Source organism: Bacillus sp. TH30 (assembly GCF_016650875.1).
Taxonomy (GTDB): domain Bacteria; phylum Bacillota; class Bacilli; order Bacillales; family Bacillaceae_G; genus Bacillus_A; species Bacillus_A mycoides.
This window is the reverse complement of record NZ_JAEKEY010000002.1, coordinates 4,116,345-4,131,785: the sequence shown is the minus strand read 5'-3', so window position 1 is coordinate 4,131,785 and position 15,441 is coordinate 4,116,345. Positions and strand designations below refer to the sequence as shown.

25 protein-coding genes and 1 pseudogene are annotated in these 15,441 nt (G+C 35.8%); 3 read left to right on the top strand and 23 right to left on the bottom strand.

Annotated features, from left to right (window positions below; translation table 11 throughout):
* Position 1 precedes the first annotated feature (1 nt).
* The 11 genes from JFU20_RS23625 to JFU20_RS23575 all read right to left on the bottom strand — a co-directional run bounded on the left by JFU20_RS23625 (position 2) and on the right by JFU20_RS23575 (position 6,154).
* Positions 2-1,669, bottom strand: coding sequence for a terminase TerL endonuclease subunit (locus tag JFU20_RS23625; protein ID WP_201038934.1), 1,668 nt, complete (start codon positions 1,667-1,669; stop codon positions 2-4).
* Positions 1,666-1,977 (bottom strand): P27 family phage terminase small subunit, encoded by a 312-nt coding sequence (locus tag JFU20_RS23620; protein WP_088291085.1) that lies wholly within the window; start codon positions 1,975-1,977, stop codon positions 1,666-1,668. Before JFU20_RS23620 ends, JFU20_RS23625 begins: the two co-directional genes overlap by 4 nt.
* A gap of 122 nt (positions 1,978-2,099) precedes the next feature.
* Entirely contained in the window at positions 2,100-2,435 is a 336-nt protein-coding gene (locus tag JFU20_RS23615; RefSeq protein WP_201039238.1) for an HNH endonuclease, read from the bottom strand.
* Entirely contained in the window at positions 2,431-2,829 is a 399-nt protein-coding gene (locus JFU20_RS23610; protein ID WP_242487691.1) for a hypothetical protein, read from the bottom strand. The genes JFU20_RS23615 and JFU20_RS23610 overlap by 5 nt, the downstream gene beginning before the upstream one ends.
* Positions 2,822-3,076 carry a hydrolase gene (locus tag JFU20_RS23605; protein ID WP_201038933.1) on the bottom strand — a complete coding sequence of 85 codons (255 nt, stop codon included), beginning with the start codon at positions 3,074-3,076 and terminating at the stop codon, positions 2,822-2,824. Before JFU20_RS23605 ends, JFU20_RS23610 begins: the two co-directional genes overlap by 8 nt.
* A gap of 92 nt (positions 3,077-3,168) precedes the next feature.
* On the bottom strand, positions 3,169-3,378 hold the full coding sequence (locus JFU20_RS23600; RefSeq protein ID WP_201038932.1) for a hypothetical protein: 210 nt from the start codon (positions 3,376-3,378) through the stop codon (positions 3,169-3,171).
* Positions 3,379-4,257: 879 nt separating this feature from the next.
* The gene (locus tag JFU20_RS23595; RefSeq protein WP_113936821.1) at positions 4,258-4,482 is read right to left on the bottom strand and encodes a hypothetical protein; all 225 of its coding nucleotides are present in this window, start codon (positions 4,480-4,482) and stop codon (positions 4,258-4,260) included.
* Positions 4,483-4,695: 213 nt separating this feature from the next.
* Positions 4,696-5,238: a site-specific integrase gene (locus tag JFU20_RS23590; RefSeq protein WP_201038931.1), complete on the bottom strand. Its 543-nt coding sequence runs from the start codon at positions 5,236-5,238 to the stop codon at positions 4,696-4,698.
* Positions 5,238-5,720 (bottom strand): ArpU family phage packaging/lysis transcriptional regulator, encoded by a 483-nt coding sequence (locus JFU20_RS23585; RefSeq protein WP_201038930.1) that lies wholly within the window; start codon positions 5,718-5,720, stop codon positions 5,238-5,240. Before JFU20_RS23585 ends, JFU20_RS23590 begins: the two co-directional genes overlap by 1 nt.
* 27 nt (positions 5,721-5,747) lie before the next feature.
* Complete coding sequence (locus tag JFU20_RS23580) at positions 5,748-5,918, bottom strand: hypothetical protein (RefSeq protein WP_002138059.1); 171 nt, start codon at positions 5,916-5,918, stop codon at positions 5,748-5,750.
* A 113-nt stretch (positions 5,919-6,031) separates the two neighbouring features.
* Positions 6,032-6,154 (bottom strand): DUF3983 domain-containing protein, encoded by a 123-nt coding sequence (locus tag JFU20_RS23575; RefSeq protein WP_085960919.1) that lies wholly within the window; start codon positions 6,152-6,154, stop codon positions 6,032-6,034.
* Positions 6,155-6,405: 251 nt separating this feature from the next.
* Between JFU20_RS23575 and JFU20_RS23570 the strand changes: the two genes are divergently transcribed.
* Both JFU20_RS23570 and JFU20_RS23565 read left to right on the top strand, forming a co-directional pair.
* The gene (locus JFU20_RS23570) at positions 6,406-6,621 is read left to right on the top strand and encodes a spore germination protein (RefSeq protein ID WP_002066656.1); all 216 of its coding nucleotides are present in this window, start codon (positions 6,406-6,408) and stop codon (positions 6,619-6,621) included.
* Positions 6,622-7,558: 937 nt separating this feature from the next.
* On the top strand, positions 7,559-8,563 hold the full coding sequence (locus tag JFU20_RS23565; RefSeq protein ID WP_201038929.1) for a BclA C-terminal domain-containing protein: 1,005 nt from the start codon (positions 7,559-7,561) through the stop codon (positions 8,561-8,563).
* 350 nt (positions 8,564-8,913) lie between these two features.
* Here the strand turns inward: JFU20_RS23565 and JFU20_RS23560 are convergent, their stop codons facing one another.
* The 3 genes from JFU20_RS23560 to JFU20_RS23550 are packed head-to-tail and all read right to left on the bottom strand — an operon-like array spanning position 8,914 to position 9,944.
* Positions 8,914-9,171, bottom strand: coding sequence for a hypothetical protein (locus JFU20_RS23560; RefSeq protein ID WP_044797251.1), 258 nt, complete (start codon positions 9,169-9,171; stop codon positions 8,914-8,916).
* A gap of 32 nt (positions 9,172-9,203) precedes the next feature.
* A complete protein-coding gene (locus tag JFU20_RS23555; protein WP_201038928.1) occupies positions 9,204-9,500 on the bottom strand; it encodes a hypothetical protein in 297 nt (98 codons plus the stop codon).
* A 45-nt stretch (positions 9,501-9,545) separates the two neighbouring features.
* Complete coding sequence (locus tag JFU20_RS23550) at positions 9,546-9,944, bottom strand: Acb2/Tad1 domain-containing protein (RefSeq protein ID WP_000824917.1); 399 nt, start codon at positions 9,942-9,944, stop codon at positions 9,546-9,548.
* A 186-nt stretch (positions 9,945-10,130) separates the two neighbouring features.
* On the opposite strand from JFU20_RS23550, the gene JFU20_RS23545 reads away from it, so the two are divergent.
* On the top strand, positions 10,131-10,511 hold the full coding sequence (locus JFU20_RS23545; protein ID WP_201038927.1) for a phosphoglycolate phosphatase: 381 nt from the start codon (positions 10,131-10,133) through the stop codon (positions 10,509-10,511).
* A gap of 15 nt (positions 10,512-10,526) precedes the next feature.
* On the opposite strand, the gene JFU20_RS23540 is transcribed toward JFU20_RS23545, so the two are convergent.
* The 9 genes and pseudogenes from JFU20_RS23540 to JFU20_RS23500 form a co-directional block, all read right to left on the bottom strand.
* Positions 10,527-10,763 carry a hypothetical protein gene (locus JFU20_RS23540; protein ID WP_201038926.1) on the bottom strand — a complete coding sequence of 79 codons (237 nt, stop codon included), beginning with the start codon at positions 10,761-10,763 and terminating at the stop codon, positions 10,527-10,529.
* A 37-nt stretch (positions 10,764-10,800) separates the two neighbouring features.
* Positions 10,801-10,992, bottom strand: coding sequence for a DUF3954 domain-containing protein (locus tag JFU20_RS23535; RefSeq protein WP_000512853.1), 192 nt, complete (start codon positions 10,990-10,992; stop codon positions 10,801-10,803).
* A gap of 72 nt (positions 10,993-11,064) precedes the next feature.
* Entirely contained in the window at positions 11,065-11,427 is a 363-nt protein-coding gene (locus JFU20_RS23530) for a cell division protein SepF (protein ID WP_201038925.1), read from the bottom strand.
* Complete coding sequence (locus JFU20_RS23525) at positions 11,402-11,590, bottom strand: hypothetical protein (RefSeq protein ID WP_201038924.1); 189 nt, start codon at positions 11,588-11,590, stop codon at positions 11,402-11,404. The genes JFU20_RS23530 and JFU20_RS23525 overlap by 26 nt, the downstream gene beginning before the upstream one ends.
* Before the next feature lie 2 nt (positions 11,591-11,592).
* A complete protein-coding gene (gene dnaB / locus JFU20_RS23520; protein WP_201038923.1) occupies positions 11,593-12,915 on the bottom strand; it encodes a replicative DNA helicase in 1,323 nt (440 codons plus the stop codon).
* Positions 12,912-13,862: a DnaD domain-containing protein gene (locus JFU20_RS23515; RefSeq protein ID WP_201038922.1), complete on the bottom strand. Its 951-nt coding sequence runs from the start codon at positions 13,860-13,862 to the stop codon at positions 12,912-12,914. The genes dnaB and JFU20_RS23515 overlap by 4 nt, the downstream gene beginning before the upstream one ends.
* Before the next feature lie 278 nt (positions 13,863-14,140).
* Positions 14,141-14,425: a hypothetical protein gene (locus JFU20_RS23510; RefSeq protein ID WP_201038921.1), complete on the bottom strand. Its 285-nt coding sequence runs from the start codon at positions 14,423-14,425 to the stop codon at positions 14,141-14,143.
* A gap of 183 nt (positions 14,426-14,608) precedes the next feature.
* Positions 14,609-14,830, bottom strand: coding sequence for an RNA polymerase subunit sigma (locus tag JFU20_RS23505; RefSeq protein WP_201038920.1), 222 nt, complete (start codon positions 14,828-14,830; stop codon positions 14,609-14,611).
* Between the two features lie 13 nt (positions 14,831-14,843).
* Positions 14,844-15,426: pseudogene (locus JFU20_RS23500) on the bottom strand (sporulation sigma factor-processing peptidase).
* Positions 15,427-15,441: the final 15 nt, after the last annotated feature.

Genomic DNA, 15,441 nt, shown 5'->3' with positions numbered 1-15,441 from the left:
ATTAGAATTTAATATCGCTTAATATGAAGTCTGCGGCTTCTTGTATTTCATCTGCTCGATAAAGAGCATGAACAAAGCTTTGGAATCCGTCAGTTTTTCTTCGCACCGGTTCTTTCTTTTCATATATTTTGTTTCCGTCACCCTTAATCACAACCAATACATTCTGTGTATACCAACGCATAAGAGGGTTATCACCGAAAATAATCTGCTCATTTGCAAATGCCATTTCAATCCGTGGCGCTAATAAACTATGAATTGCTTTAGGGTTTCTTATAACTTCTATTTCAAACCCTTCTGCTACTAATAAAGGTCTTATCGCTTCCATTCGGAAGTTATCAGCTATAATTTTTTTAATGCCATATTGTTCACGCATTTTTACAAACCAATCAACAATGTGTTGAGGATTGATAGTTGGCTCGTCCACAACAGTTAGTAAGCCTTGTTCTTCCCATTCTTTTATTGGTGCAAACTTCTGTTTTTTGAACTCGCCTGCTTTTTTTGAATATCCATAATAGACATCAACAAATTCTTTTCGTACAAAGGAATGAGTTTTAAAAATATACTCTCCAGTTTGTCTAAATAAAAGACCACATGCCGCGAAATCTCGAATGCTCGCAAAGTCTAATGATCCAATACATTCTTGACCATGTAAATCTGGAAACGGTCGATTTGTAGCCAGAATTTCTGACCACTTTGCAACAGAGCGTTCTAAATTAGTAACAGGTAAGTTCATACGCTTTGTCATGAACTCTTCTCTATTACTCGGGTCGTCTTCTAAATCTTCATATTCTTCCTTAATTGTTTCAAGTAACCCTTCAGCATACTCACTTAAAGGCTTAGATAACATGGGATTCGCAAGCTCCCAATTATCAAGATCATCTACTTCAGTTTCGTCATTCAATTTACAAATAAAAGGAAAGACAGCATTCGGACGTGCTTCGCCGTTTAATACCTTCATTGCCTTTTCTTTTTGCTTATCTAAAAAACCGTCACGAACATATCCATCTGTACCAATGTAAAATTCACGTGGGTTTTTCTTTTTCCCTAAACCACTGATATGAACACGGACATCTTTATTGCTTTCGTATTGATGTATTTCATCAAATACAACCGCACCATCACGCAAACCATCTTTTGTATCTCCATTTGAAGTCCTAAATTTCAGTACACTTTCAGTAGCCTTTGAAACTGTTTGAGTTAACGTTGTTTTAAAGGCTCTTTTCAAGACCTCATTCTTCTTCACACATTTATGAACCTCGTCAGGGCTTGTTTTTGCTTGTTCTTCACTATTCGCTACAACTGAAATGTTATACTCTGGAATGCCATGTAATTCACTAATTAAAAAGTGAATAATAACAGAAATCAGACCGTTTTTACCACCGCCACGTCCTAACATCCATAGGAATTTGCGATAAAATACACGTCCATTTTTCTTATAGAATAAAAAGACGAATGCTATTAAGAATTTTTGAAATGGCTGCAATGGAAAATACCACTTCTCGCCGAAGTTGATACAATCCTCAATCATTTCATCATCAAAATACAAATCGTCTCTGTTTAAAACATGTTTTTCTAGATATTCAATTAACAGTTCTCTTTCTTTATTAAACTTTACTTTTCTACTTCGATAAAGTTCAATATATTCTTCCACATACTTTTGCCTAATCATGTAAGATCACTTTTGCTATAACCTGTATTAGGGATAGTATTCTTAACAACAAACTTTATATCTCTACCTAATGCAATTAAAGAACTGTTAATTTTATTCCTCTCACCTATAAGAGGGTGGGCTTTAACAAAAACTTGAGAACCGTTTTTTACTGTTACGGACTCGCCTTCTTTATTAATAGTTTTATTTATTTTTCTAAATGCTTTGACAAGATCAATATATCTTTCTACCTTCTCAACTTCGACTAAATCTGTAATATCAATACTATTCATGAGCTGTTCTTTTAACCTTACAATACTAACAGCCATCTACCCCCCCCCTTACGTGCGTAATTTAGAAAAAAACCTGACAGTTAACCCCCTCCTCCGGTGCCCCTTAGAGCATTTTTTGATGAAATATTTTAAGGGGGGGTATTGTTTCTGAATCATTTTCACCACTTTTCATCGTGTTCCCATTTATTCTGTTTCTTTTTGAATGTTCTACCATGTTCTTTATTGTGACAATCCACACATACTGTTTCTAAATTATCTATTTCTAATGCAAGAGCTGGATGATGTTCGAGTTCTTTTATATGATGGACAACGAGTTGTATCTTCTTACGCTTCGCACTCTCACTGTACTCATTGGTATCAGTTTGAACACGACCATTACGTTTACATTCCTGGCACTCATAGTTGTCACGCTTCTTTACTTGTTCACGTGTACTCTTCCACTCACCACTATCATAGAACTTACGCTTCTGTTGTTTGGTTTTGTATTCTTTAATCACAACAACCACCAGTAAAGCGAATCATTTCAGCATCCAAAACTATTCTTTGATGTTCTACTAATTGAGGATTACAATTGTTTATTACTAACACATGCTTCTTTACTTTCATCAAGTCCATGCTTATTTTATATGTATCTTCACTTGTATCAGTAATTTGCACATCTTCTTTGAGTCTTAATGCTTTAATTAATTCCTTTGTAGAGAACTTAGATAGAACCTCTAACACATCTTTATGTTCAACTCTTTCTACATACACTCCCGTTGAATAAGGTTTCAGATACACACTATCATGTCTACATTTCATACATTGCCCTACACCATTTACAAGTACCTTTGAGCTAAACACATGGCTACAGTTATGACATTCATAAATGTAAAACTCTTCACTCATCTATCTCACTCCTTACACTCAAATCCTTTCTCCATCTATCTCTTTCCAATAATTCTTTTATCGATGTTTGTTCCAGGTATTCCACGGAATAAAACATAGGTTTCTCGCCATACAGCTTGTAATACTTAACATCTATTCCGGCTTTTTTGTGTGCTTTCTCAAGAGGCTTAAGGTATTTGATGTATGCTTTCTTATCAATAGGTATAAGACCAAGTGCAGCAATCTTACCGTTTAAAACGCTATCCATCTATCTCACTCCTTATCTTTCCTTAACAACAAACAAGACGCCCACCAGATCACGGCAGCGCCTACGATAATTGCTATTGGTTTAATCACGCTTTAAGCCCTGATGTTTGTTATAGTACGTCCAATTGTATCAGCATTAACATTGATCTTCGTTTGAGGAAAACCGGAAAACCTATTTGTTAACCTCTCCAACTTCTCTAATACAGCCACACATTCATTAGCAGCTTCAGTTACTTCCCTCATTTGTTTTAATGCTTCTGTTGTATCAGCATCCACTTTGATAGTTAATTTATTTTTAGCCATTCCTATATCATCCTTTCTATTCAAATATCCATTTTGTTCAATAAAAAAAAGAGCACTGTTAAGTACCCTTGAAAGGTTCTGAGTATGAAATACATAGCAATGCTTTTCCTTTTCATATGGCGCAGCTCTATTGCGGAATATAAGTCCCTCTGAAAAGGAGTGTGTGGGTTAGCATCGACTCAATATTGTATGTTTAGAAATTCCTTATGTGCAAGAAAAAAGAGCACTTCTCAGTTCGAGCGCTCTTTTTAAAATGAATTAGGGTTGATAACACGTTTGGAAAGGCCTTTATGTATCATTGTATGATGTTCAATCCTAAGTATACCTAAAACTTACTTTACACTCTTCCATATCAATTCTCCCCCCAAAAATAAAACGTACATGAATGGATGCATGCTTTTTATCACCTCACGCATACTACTTCTATAAGGAGAATGTCATGAAATTTCTACAATTTCTGCTAATTTTTTTCGTTCTTATCATATTTGCATGGATTTGGTTCTACTCGTGCACACCAAAATAAAAAGAGCAACCATGCATCAGTTGCCCTTTCGTCAAAACTTATGTTATTACTATAAATACGGTAAATGAAGTTTTGTCCTTCTTCCAATCACCTAATATTACGCACCAATCTGTTAATACATTATTAAGTAGCTGGAAGAAGAGCAAAAGCTCTCCCTAATAACGGTATCATTCAATCATTACCATCTGCTGGTTACGGATTTTATGTGCCATCATTATGAATCGTTTAGACAAAATATATAGGAATCTTTATAAGTTGTGTTTTCCGCCACTTCTCACAATACAAATATAACACGATAATTCCAAAACAACCGGCACATTTCCTGCCAAAAAGCGGTCACGACTCTGCCAACTTTTTCACAGCTCAAATTTTCCCACTTCGTCTGTTAGCTTAGCTGCCACTCCAAATAAACTAGTTTTCTTTTCTGCTTCTATTTCTTTTTTTTTAATAATCCACTCTGGATAGTTCAATTCTTCTAGTAAATTTCTAAAATACGCTGGATTTACTTGTAAGATGTCGGGGTTTTTCCCCTTCATCCTTCGATATTTAATTAGCGCTTCTAATAATTCTTCATTTAACATGTATTATATTTCCTCCCCTTAAATTCTACATTTATTTGTATGCATTATTTTATAACATGATTCCAGTAAATGAGTTACCCATATGTTCTATTCTGTGTAACTGAGCCGAACGCCACAGCCCTTGTTATTCATAGTTTTATAACACTTTTTCTTTTGAGTTACACATTTAGAAAATTATGCGTAACTGTATAGATTAAAAAGAAAAAACAATGCTTAGATTTTAAATCTACTCATTGCTTTATCCATTGCATCTTGATTTACACCTATATAACGTAACGTGACCTTCTCTGACGAGTGATTGAATATCTCCATAAGTAATGCTATGTTTTTGGTTTGCATGTACATGTGATACCCGTACGTCTTTCTCAAAGTATGCGTCCCTATCTCATCTAATCCAAACTCTGCTGCGGCTCCACTTAATATCTTGTATGCCATACTGCGGCCAATTGGACGATTCTTCCCCTGTCTACTTTTCAATAGATACTCATCATCTTCTCTATTTTCATTGAACCATCGAAGTTCTCTCTTTAGTGCTGTTGTAATCTGTATACGCTTCTGCTTACCCGTCTTCATTTCACGCATTGAGATGTGACTACCTTTTAAATCTCCAACTTTTAGTTTTAAAATATCACTTATACGTAAACCTGTATTAATTCCCATTACAAACAAAATATAATTACGTTCACTCTTTTCCTTTAGCTGTTCCTTAATTTGTTGTATTTGCTCTGGATCACGTATTGGCTGAACAAAATTCATTATTCATTACCTCCAGTCTCTTCTGTCTCGTAAACTTCTAATCCAAGTGCAAAAGCGAGTTTATAAAACGCTTTAGATTTCCAACGTCGATAAGTACGCTCTGACATTCCAATTTCGTTATAAACCATGTAATCACATACATCCTCTTCTTCTAAATAACGTTTACAAATAATATCCCTTTGGATACTTCCTGCACGTCCGTTTCCTAATCGGTTTAAAAATTGATGAATACGTATTGACATTATTCCAAGCCACTCTTCTCGTTTACTTTGTTGAATATTCGCTATAGCAACATCTTCTAACGGTTTACCAACTGCATGTGTAGGACCATGCTCACGCATTTCATAAGAAGGAGTGACTTTCATTTCTTTACGCATCACCCCAAATTGTCTATATATACGTACGCTTTCCAACACACCTTCTAATTCTTCTTGTGTTGCCGTTCTATCAATTTTTGGTAAGAAAGATAATTGTTTAGTCATGTAAGACCACTCCTTTTTATTTTTAAATTACTTTTGTCTTAACGCTCCACGTCTACGCTCATAACGTGGTCCACGAATCCCCATTAAATCTTCAATATCACGAGTGCTTAATTTCTCTTTTCGTTTTTTCTTGTTTTTCTTTTTCTCTTGCTCTGATTGCTTTTTCCACTCACGTAATTGATCTCTTAGCACCTTCATTTCCCCATCTCCCCTTACAAAATAAAGAGGACACCATTTCTTAAAACAGCTTTATTGCTGCTCTAAAAATTGGTGTCCTCTAGTTTTCTAGCCGGACTGTATTCTGTTTTCATTTATTTGATAATACCAGCCTGCACAAAGATGTTTCTCCAAGCTTTGTTAACTTGGTATTTATCAACGTCTATCGCACGACGAGCGATAGCTTTTCTTATTTTCTTTTTCTTTGCATTTGCCATTCCTCTCATCCCTTTCATGCAAACGTCTCTCATTTCCATTTTGGAGCGTTTCACTCCTCTTGATACCTATTACATTCAAAAATAATCTAAACGTGAATTGTACCTATTTTATAACTTCCTTTTCCCCACAAAAGGATTATTTTATTAAAATCTTCATAAGCCATAACTTCGAATTCTTAGATCCAAATGAACCTCTAGCCGAATACACCATATGCTAATTTAAATACTTTCTAGGAAAGCAGGTGAATACTATGCCATCAGTTGTAGCAAACCTTGTCGTACAAAATAGTGCTGGTTCTTTCAACTTAGGCGATTTTTATAACGTTTCTCCAAAAGAGAATACAAAATCTTATAATGGTTCAGGGGCATCAAATGTTGGTTTTGTTGTCAATACCTTTAGCGGTGTTAGTGCAACAAACACATTTGATGCTGATGTTGCAGACCAAAATCAAGTTGGGACAGCTTAAATTTATTCACTTCCTTCTCCCCCTTTAATAAAACTAAACATTCCGTCAATACTATAGACACATGGTTATCTTTCCTCTGTTTTTCTTGGGTGAGCAGTTAGCTTTTGCTAGCTGCTCTTTTCATTTCACTGTCACCCATTAGATAAACGTTCATATATTATTTTGTGCCATCCTTTCTACTAAGTGATCTCGTCATTTTATTTCCGCATAACCTTTATGAAAGAGCACTTTTCGAAGGTGCTCTTTTTTTCATCCTAATAATCTTCAATATTCTGTACATACTACTCATAAGCTGCTTTCTTAACAGTGTTTGCAGCCTGAAACCTTTTTTGGGAAATGGAGCAGTTAGCTTTTGCTGACTGTTCTTTTTTTAGTACAGGCAACTATGAATTCGAACATGCATATACTATCCTGAGAGGGCTTCATACACACATATATATAAACAACCTGTGAAAGAACGCTTTAGAAAAGCATTCTTTCTTACATAAGTAATCTTTTCTGAAAAAACTACTACGAAAATAAAATCTTTATTAGCTTGTCACCATTTAATTAATGAAGCATATATTACGGATATGGAACCTATTCACTCATAGGGCCCTCCGTTTAAAGAGCACTTGTATACAGTGCTTTTTTTTGCGCGAAGATTTTCTACAAAATGAAATTTTTGTTTAGTTTTTCGGATGGTAACACTTCCCTTTGTATGACCTTCTATCCGTTCATGCAGTTTTACAAATCACTGTCTGAAAAGTTACCACATACATTCCCAAAAAATTTCGAAGTAAAAATATAAGTCTACATATTATAGAACAAAAGATGAAGGCTTACTCTTAAGACCTTTTGTGATTTTCACAGGTTTCTTGCTTATACCTTTGTGTCGGTTTGCTCATAAGTTGTTATAGTATCAATTGGTTATTTAATTTATAAGGGAGATGTAAAAATGAGTAAATTTAAAAAGAATTGTCACATACCCTTTCCATGTGCCTTTCCTTTGCCTCAAATAGGGCCTACTGGTGCCACTGGATCTACTGGTGCTACTGGTCCTTCCGGAATAACCGGGGCGACAGGTCCTTCTGGTGGGCCTCCAGGTCCTACTGGGCCTACCGGAATAACTGGACCTTCTGGTGCCACTGGATCTATTGGTCCTACTGGTCCTTCCGGAATAACCGGGGCGACAGGTCCTTCTGGTGCTACTGGTCCTTCTGGTGCCACTGGACCTACTGGTGCTACTGGACTTATCGGGATAACTGGACCTACTGGTGCTACTGGACCTACCGGGATAACTGGACCTACTGGTGCTACTGGTCCTTCCGGGATAACTGGACCTACTGGTGCTACTGGACCTACCGGGATAACTGGACCTACCGGGATAACTGGACCTACTGGTGCTACTGGTCCTTCCGGGATAACTGGACCTACCGGGATAACTGGACCTACTGGTGCTACTGGACCTACCGGGATAACTGGACCTACTGGTGCTACTGGACCTACCGGGATAACTGGACCTACTGGTGCTACTGGACTTACTGCATCTGGATTATCTCAATATGCTTATATCTTCAATACAGCAGCTCAAGTAGTTGCCTTAGAAGCACCTATTCTTTTTAATTCAAATGGGGTAATAACGTCTGGATTTACTTTTACCCCTGGAACTTCTCAGATGATGGTTACAAATGCCGGAGATTATAAAATTTCCTTTTCTGTATCAGGAGTTGAGCCTAATCAATTTGCACTATTTTTAAACGGGGCCCCCGTTACTAACTCCGTTTATGGATCAGGTGCAGGAACTCAACAAAACAATGGGCAAACAGTTCTTACTTTAGCCGCAGGTGATATTCTTACCCTTAATAATCATACGTCCGCTGCTGCAGTTACTTTGCAGACTTTAGCAGGTGGAACACAAACAAATATAAATGCTTCAATTATAATTGAAAAATTAGATTAATTATTGCTTGAAGCTCTGGCAGTCAATAATCTAGAGGGGGTTCTTTTTTTTCAACAAGTAGTTAGCATTAGTGACTCATTGTTACATTACGATGAAATGGTCATATATTATTTCGAACCAAGAAACCCTAATCTACTTTTCAACATTTCACTTTTCTCCTAAAGAGTACCGTAAGTTAGTGCTCTTTTTTGTTTCCCTTATTCTACAAAATGAAGTTTTTATTATAAAAGTAATTATTAACTATCTAACGCGTATACATTATAATGGAATAGGTATTGTGTATTGGCATTAGGAGGAGCGTTCTGGTCAAGCGCTCCTCTTTTTTATAAAATAGCGTTTTGGTTAGAAAATCATTTGCACATTTTATTAACTATGTCTGCTATCATCATTGAAAAGTTAGAAACATCAGCAGACTCTTTAATTACATTTTCAGAGTATTCATTGAAAGAAATCGGAAAATCCTTCAATGCTGATTCCAATTCATTAACTTCTTCTTTTAATCTTTTTACTAACCATTGCAAATCACAATCTTGCCAACCACCTTTATGGTCGTTTTCCTGTAATTTACTTTCCATCTGTTCAGCAAACCATTTAACTTCTTCTCTCATGATTTCCCCTCACTTTATCTCAAATAAAGATTTTATTCAGTTTCTCTTCTATATTTCTTTATCGCCTTTTCTATAGCTTCAATACCGCTATCACCGCTGTCGTACCATTCAACAGCCTTCATTACACCATCCAGTCTCACTTTCATTACGCCAACTCTTACAAGTGATTGTTGGATAGTGTATTTCATATGAAGTACTTCTTTAGCTGCATCTTCATACCCCAAATCTATTAACCGACTTGCCATCTCTTCAAGATCATCTATTCTTCCGTACTCGAATAAGTCGTGCTCATCTTTAAAACATAAATAGTTGTGACTTCCTCCACTCATACTTAAACCTGCCTTTCTATTCAAATAAGAATTTTGTTCAGTTGTTTATTTAGTATGCGTACCTTCTACGCCTCGTTTTTCCCTACCCACAGTTCGTTTTCTAAGCCACAGTAACGCCTCTTCTAGCTTAGTGATTGCCATTGAGTTCTCTCTACAACGGAAATCTGTTTGGTTGAAATGTTCAAGGCGACAAATAACCATAGCGATAAGATCCTCATTCATTACACCGTTAATACCAGCTTCTTGGATTGGTCCTTCTTGAAAATTAACCTCTCCAACCTTTAAAGGTAATGGATTATCGTTCTCGACGTTATTAGGATTGTACATAACGATTCCAGTGTTAGCATAAACTTCAAAGTGATGTGGAGCATTGTTTGTAAACTCCTCTTCGTGAAATACCTCAGTGTACTTTCTCGTTAGTAAATCATGTTCTAGTCTTTTCATTTTTTATTTCTCCTTTTCTATTCAAATAACTATTCTGTTCGACTTTCTATTAAGATATTTTTTAAAATAAACCTTACAAATTTGTAAGGTTGGTGTCACCTAAATGCATGGTTTCTTGAATAATATTGATTTAACCTATAGATTGTTAACTTAATTAAACAAAAAATCATTAGTAGGTGACACTTTATGAAAAATTCCTTAATACGTTATTGCATTGTGAGTATATTTTTTATTACTATCCCCATCCTCTTTATACACTTGGTTTCATCTCAATTTGTTCCAAAAGAATACAATGAAGAATGGACGGAAGTAAGTAGAACTACTGAACTAGTAACTATCGGTTACTTTAAAAAAATAAAGAATCTTGATATTATAATTACAAAAGTTGAACCTTCAGAAGAATATAGAACACATGAAATCCACCTATACGGACATGTGACAGATAATAAAAAGCAAAAAGTTTCTGTTGTTGTAAATTTTCGTGATAACTATTCAATTAGAGACACATCTGAAGTTAAAATCAAAGAGCCTTTAAATAAAGGTTGGATGCTCTTTCAGTTAAAATAACCCTTTTGTTAAACTTTATGATTTAACTACATCCGCTCCATTTAGAAACTCTTTTAGAGATTCCCTACACTTTTCGCACATATCGACTTTCCCAGTCGCGGTTATGTCATCGTATTCACTTTGCCCGTTCATCCTACGTTGAACCGATAGTAAATAACTTTTTACCCGTTCACGAAATTTAAAATCAAATGTAACCGTGCATGTTTCTTTAGGATTAATAACGTTTTTACAACGATCGCAACACTTTGCCATTCTTAATCTCTCCCTTTTTAACAAAATTCAAATTTGATTAAAGTAACTGTGTTTTTCGTTCTTCCATACGAATTACTTTTCCACTTTGATATACAAATGATTGTTCGCCAAATCCACCTTGAGGCGGTTCTATTAGTTGGACTTGACCATTTTTAACAACATATATTCCGTTTATTTTCAGATCTATTTCAGCTGTCATTTCTACAAGATTTTCTTTTCTGATTCCCACCACTATCACTCCCATATGTTATAATTACTTTGTCGAAGTAAGTTGAGAGTGATCTCAGCTTTTTTTATTTGTCTATAGATATTGCACAACATTTTCTGGAACAAATGCTTGTCCAAGAGATAAATGAAGCCGTATTGGAATCGGCTCTTTGCTATCCCTTGCTCGCTTACATATCTCTTCAGCTTCTTCCCATACAAATTGTTTATCCTCCACTCGCTTATAACGCCAAATCCCAATTGTATAATCCTCAAATAATTCGTAACGCTCATCAGGCGCTGTCGTTGGTTTTAATTCATCAATCGCTTTGGCTTGACGTGGTATTTGTACAACCACATCTGCATACCGTAATTTTGAATTCAAACGTTGAATATGAGCTTTCTTAGGATCAAATGATACAACTGGTTCCACGTCAAAAATTGTTAATTGCTTTGGCATTGTTTTTCCCCTCCAATACCTGCAAACTTGCAATTAAGATTCCTTCAAGCTGCGTTAACGTTAGTTGATTTAATGTTTGTCCGTTAATTTCAGCTAATCCTAATCCCAATAGTTTACGAATAATTACTAGTTTTCTACGCTCTACTTCCTGCCGTAATGACATGATTACGCCTCCTGTTGCTGATTGAACTTTCGCTCTAAATTTACAAACTTACTAAATTCTTTAATGAATGCTAATTCAACAACACCAACTGGACCATTTCTCTGTTTCGCTAAAATGATTTCCGTTATGTTTTTATTTTCTGTTTCACGGTCGTAATAATCTTCGCGATATAAGAATGCGATCAAGTCCGCATCTTGCTCAATTTGACCATTCTCACGTAAATCTGATAGTAATGGGCGTTTATCCTGTCTACTTTCAACAGCTCGGCTTAATTGTGATAATGCAACCACGCATACATTTAGCTCTCTTGCCATAAGTTTCAACTTGCGACTAATCTCCCCAATCTCCTGCATGCGGTTTCCTCTATGCTTCGAATCACCTACAATAAGCTGCAAGTAATCAATTGCGACTAGCACCTTTTTATCAGGATACTTACGCTTTAATTTCCTAGTCTTTGCGTAAATCTCTTGCATCGTTACATTTGCTTTATCGTAAATTTCTAATGGTAAATCATTTATCAAGCCCATAGCCTGACTAATCTTTTCCCAATCCTTTAAATTACATAGCTTTTTAGGGTTCTTTAATTTCGTAGCATCTATATTTCCAGTACTTGAGATCATACGCTTAAGTAACTGTTCTTCGCCCATCTCTAGAGAAAAGACCCCTGTTGCTGTATGAGCGCTTGCTGCATGAAAAGCGACGTTTAATACAAATGCTGTTTTCCCCATTGAAGGCCGGGCACCAACAATAATTAAATCGCCTTCTTGTAATCCAGCTGTCATTCTGTTTAAATCGTCATAACCAGTTGGTATCCCAGTTAAATCACCTACATCAACTTGCATATTCTTATACAAATCAACAAGTGTTTCTTTCAAGTTAAATTCATCTGAGTATCCTATTTCTTCAATGGCACTTAGTTCATCAATCGATTCACTAATAGCACTTATATCTCTTTCATGCTGAAGACGATTATATAAATTGCCAGCAACCTCTTGAGCATGTCGCATCTTCCAAGCTTCAATCACTAAACCTTCATGATACGAGAAGTTTTTAGTTGTTGTTACAACTTCTGTCAGGTTTACAAAGAATTCAATTCCACCAATTTGATTCATAAAACTTTCATCGAATTTCCCCATGAGAGCGACAAGATCTATTGGGACCTCGGCATCCTCTAACTCTTTCATCGCTTTAAAAATCACTTGATGTGTTGGTAAAGAAAACTGTTTTTCCTTTAGCTGGCAATCTTTAATCAAATCACCTTCTTGAATAATGCTACCTAAAACACTTTGTTCAGCTTCTGTGTTACGAATCATATCGTTACTCATTGGGCCAACCACCTATTCTGTTGATTAAGTGCTGCGAGCTCTGCATCCGTTGGAATGTTCTTTTCCCATGATTCTTGCTGCTGAATTACGTTTTTAGTAGATTCCGATAAGCCTTTTTGTTGATAAGGAGCCGAAATATTTTGTTGTCCTTTTGCTACTCGTTGATTACGAAATGCTTTGTCAGCTGCTTCAACGTCCGCTACGGTTTTCAATCCCTTAAGATGCCAATCTCTTAAAATCGTATTTACGTAATTCATGTTTCTTGTATTTTTCTCTAAAGCGATTTCCATAGCTTTTACAACAAGCTCTGCATTTAAATCATCTATCCATGCATGAATACCATCTGCAATAAAAGGTGTAATCAGTCCAAAGTTTTGTTCGTAAAAAGAAATCGGATTAACCTCAACAACTTCTTCCGTGCTTACGCGTTTTTCTTGTTGTTGTTCTTTTTCTTTTTCTTTTTCTTTTTCTTCTTCCTTGCTAGGGGCTTCGAAGCCCCTTATAAGCCCCTCCAAACGGACTGATAAATACTCCTTAATACGAGGGATTTTAAAACCTTGCTCTCGCTCTAATTGCAAACATGTTTCATAAAAATCAGTTAAAAAATCCTGGTCCTTCACAGATTGAATCTCTTTTAAAACACACTTTTCAATGTTCACATTTTTAATCGGATTGAATTTTAACCAGTTGATTAAGAACAACTCTTTTGTTTTTTGGTTGTAATTAATTTTTCCGTACTCAGCAAAACGTTCTAATAGCTTCATAACAGTTTCGCGGTTGTACCCTGTATCCGTTTCAATGATACGAAGTGGAAGCTCATAGATTCCTGATTGAGACGTCTTACTGTTTGTCATCAAATATAAGTAGAAATACTTTTCCTCCGGTGTAAGATCTAAAACAAATGAATCCTGCCAAAATGAAACATGTACTGGTCTATAAACTGCCATATTATTCATCCTCCCGTTTACATATCGCGAATCCGTCCTCTACACGTAATAAGCGATAATTCTTGTATCTTGTTTTGAGATATTGTTTTACTAAGTAAATTAGGTGTTGTTCTGATGTCGCTTGCTGAAGTATCTTAGGATTCAGCAACACTCTATGTAATGATTTGTCAAAAAGCATGCAACACACTCCGTTGTTATACGAACGCTAATTTGATATAATTAATTCAAATATTTTTTCCAAGGCCATTTATCTATCACTCTGCCAAGTGGTAGATTTTTTATTTTCTACGTGTTACTAAAGAGGCGTTAACTCCTCTTGCTCTTAAATCTTTAATCACTACACGATAACTCATCGATGCCTCATGTTCTTCTTTTGTATCACGAAGCATTTTAAATTCTTTCATACATCGTTCTAGTTCTTCTTCCCAATGATTTGATTCTTCGGCTGATTTTGCATAAAACATGTTATGAATACATGCAGCCATACAGTTATGAAGTTTATTCGCAAATGAAAAGTCTCCTGGAAGAACTAGATCATGAAGACAATCGTATTTATGTGTCATGAATTACATCTCCTTTCTATTTGAGTTGATGCTGTACGCATCGTTACAACCAGAAATGGGAAGCATTTAAGGGGATGGGAGGAACAGTCCCTTTCTGGTCATAACGACAAGCACAGTGGCTTGTCCAAATGATTTATATAATGTTATAATTGCTTTATAGATATATTTCTGAGCTACTGTTGTCTAGGCGGTAGCTTTTTCTTTTGCCCATTTATGTTTCAAAATAAATGATGCTTCAATAATTTTGATTCGAATCACCACTAACTTCTTCTCTTGCTTTAACTCAACTGTTTTGGAATCCTCATTAAGTAATTCTGCTATTTTAATTTCACCAGTTAGTTTTGCATCATAGCGAATTAATTCCTTATATTCTCTTAAACTTGGTTTCTTATAATCTACTGTCATTTTCCTTCCTCCCTTACAGCACCTTTGTTAAAGTCATTAAGCTATCCACCGATTGAATAATAACGTTTTCTGACATAGCCTTTTGCAACCAACTTCTTTGTATTTGTTCCATAATGCCAAAGTGTACTTGCTCAAGAGCTTGTACTACACATTGAGTAGCTTGGATTGTATCGAAGATTTCTTTTGCATGAACTGCGTATTCATGTTTCTTTTTTTCATCAAGCTTCCATGACCTTGTGGCAACTTGTAAGTTCATGATTTCCTTTGCTGCTATAATCCCCTCTTCAGCCTGCTTAATGTAGTTCATCAATTGTAAATTCACATCTTGAGTTAAACGTGGATCTGTTGGTGGTAAACTAACACCATAGATATGTTTAATCGCTTGTTGATTCAGTTTTGCACCTGTTGCATGGCACCAATCCATCGCAAGCTCAAATTCTGGTTTAGAAAGTCCAGATTCAATACGAGTTAAGCGTTCATGTGTAATGCCAAGGTACTTAGATAGTCTTCGTTTTCAGCTGAACATTATCACAACATTCTCTAGCATTCTGTAATAATTCCCCTATTGCTGAATTGCAGTATATGCTTGTTCCCATATCTGTTCGCCTCCA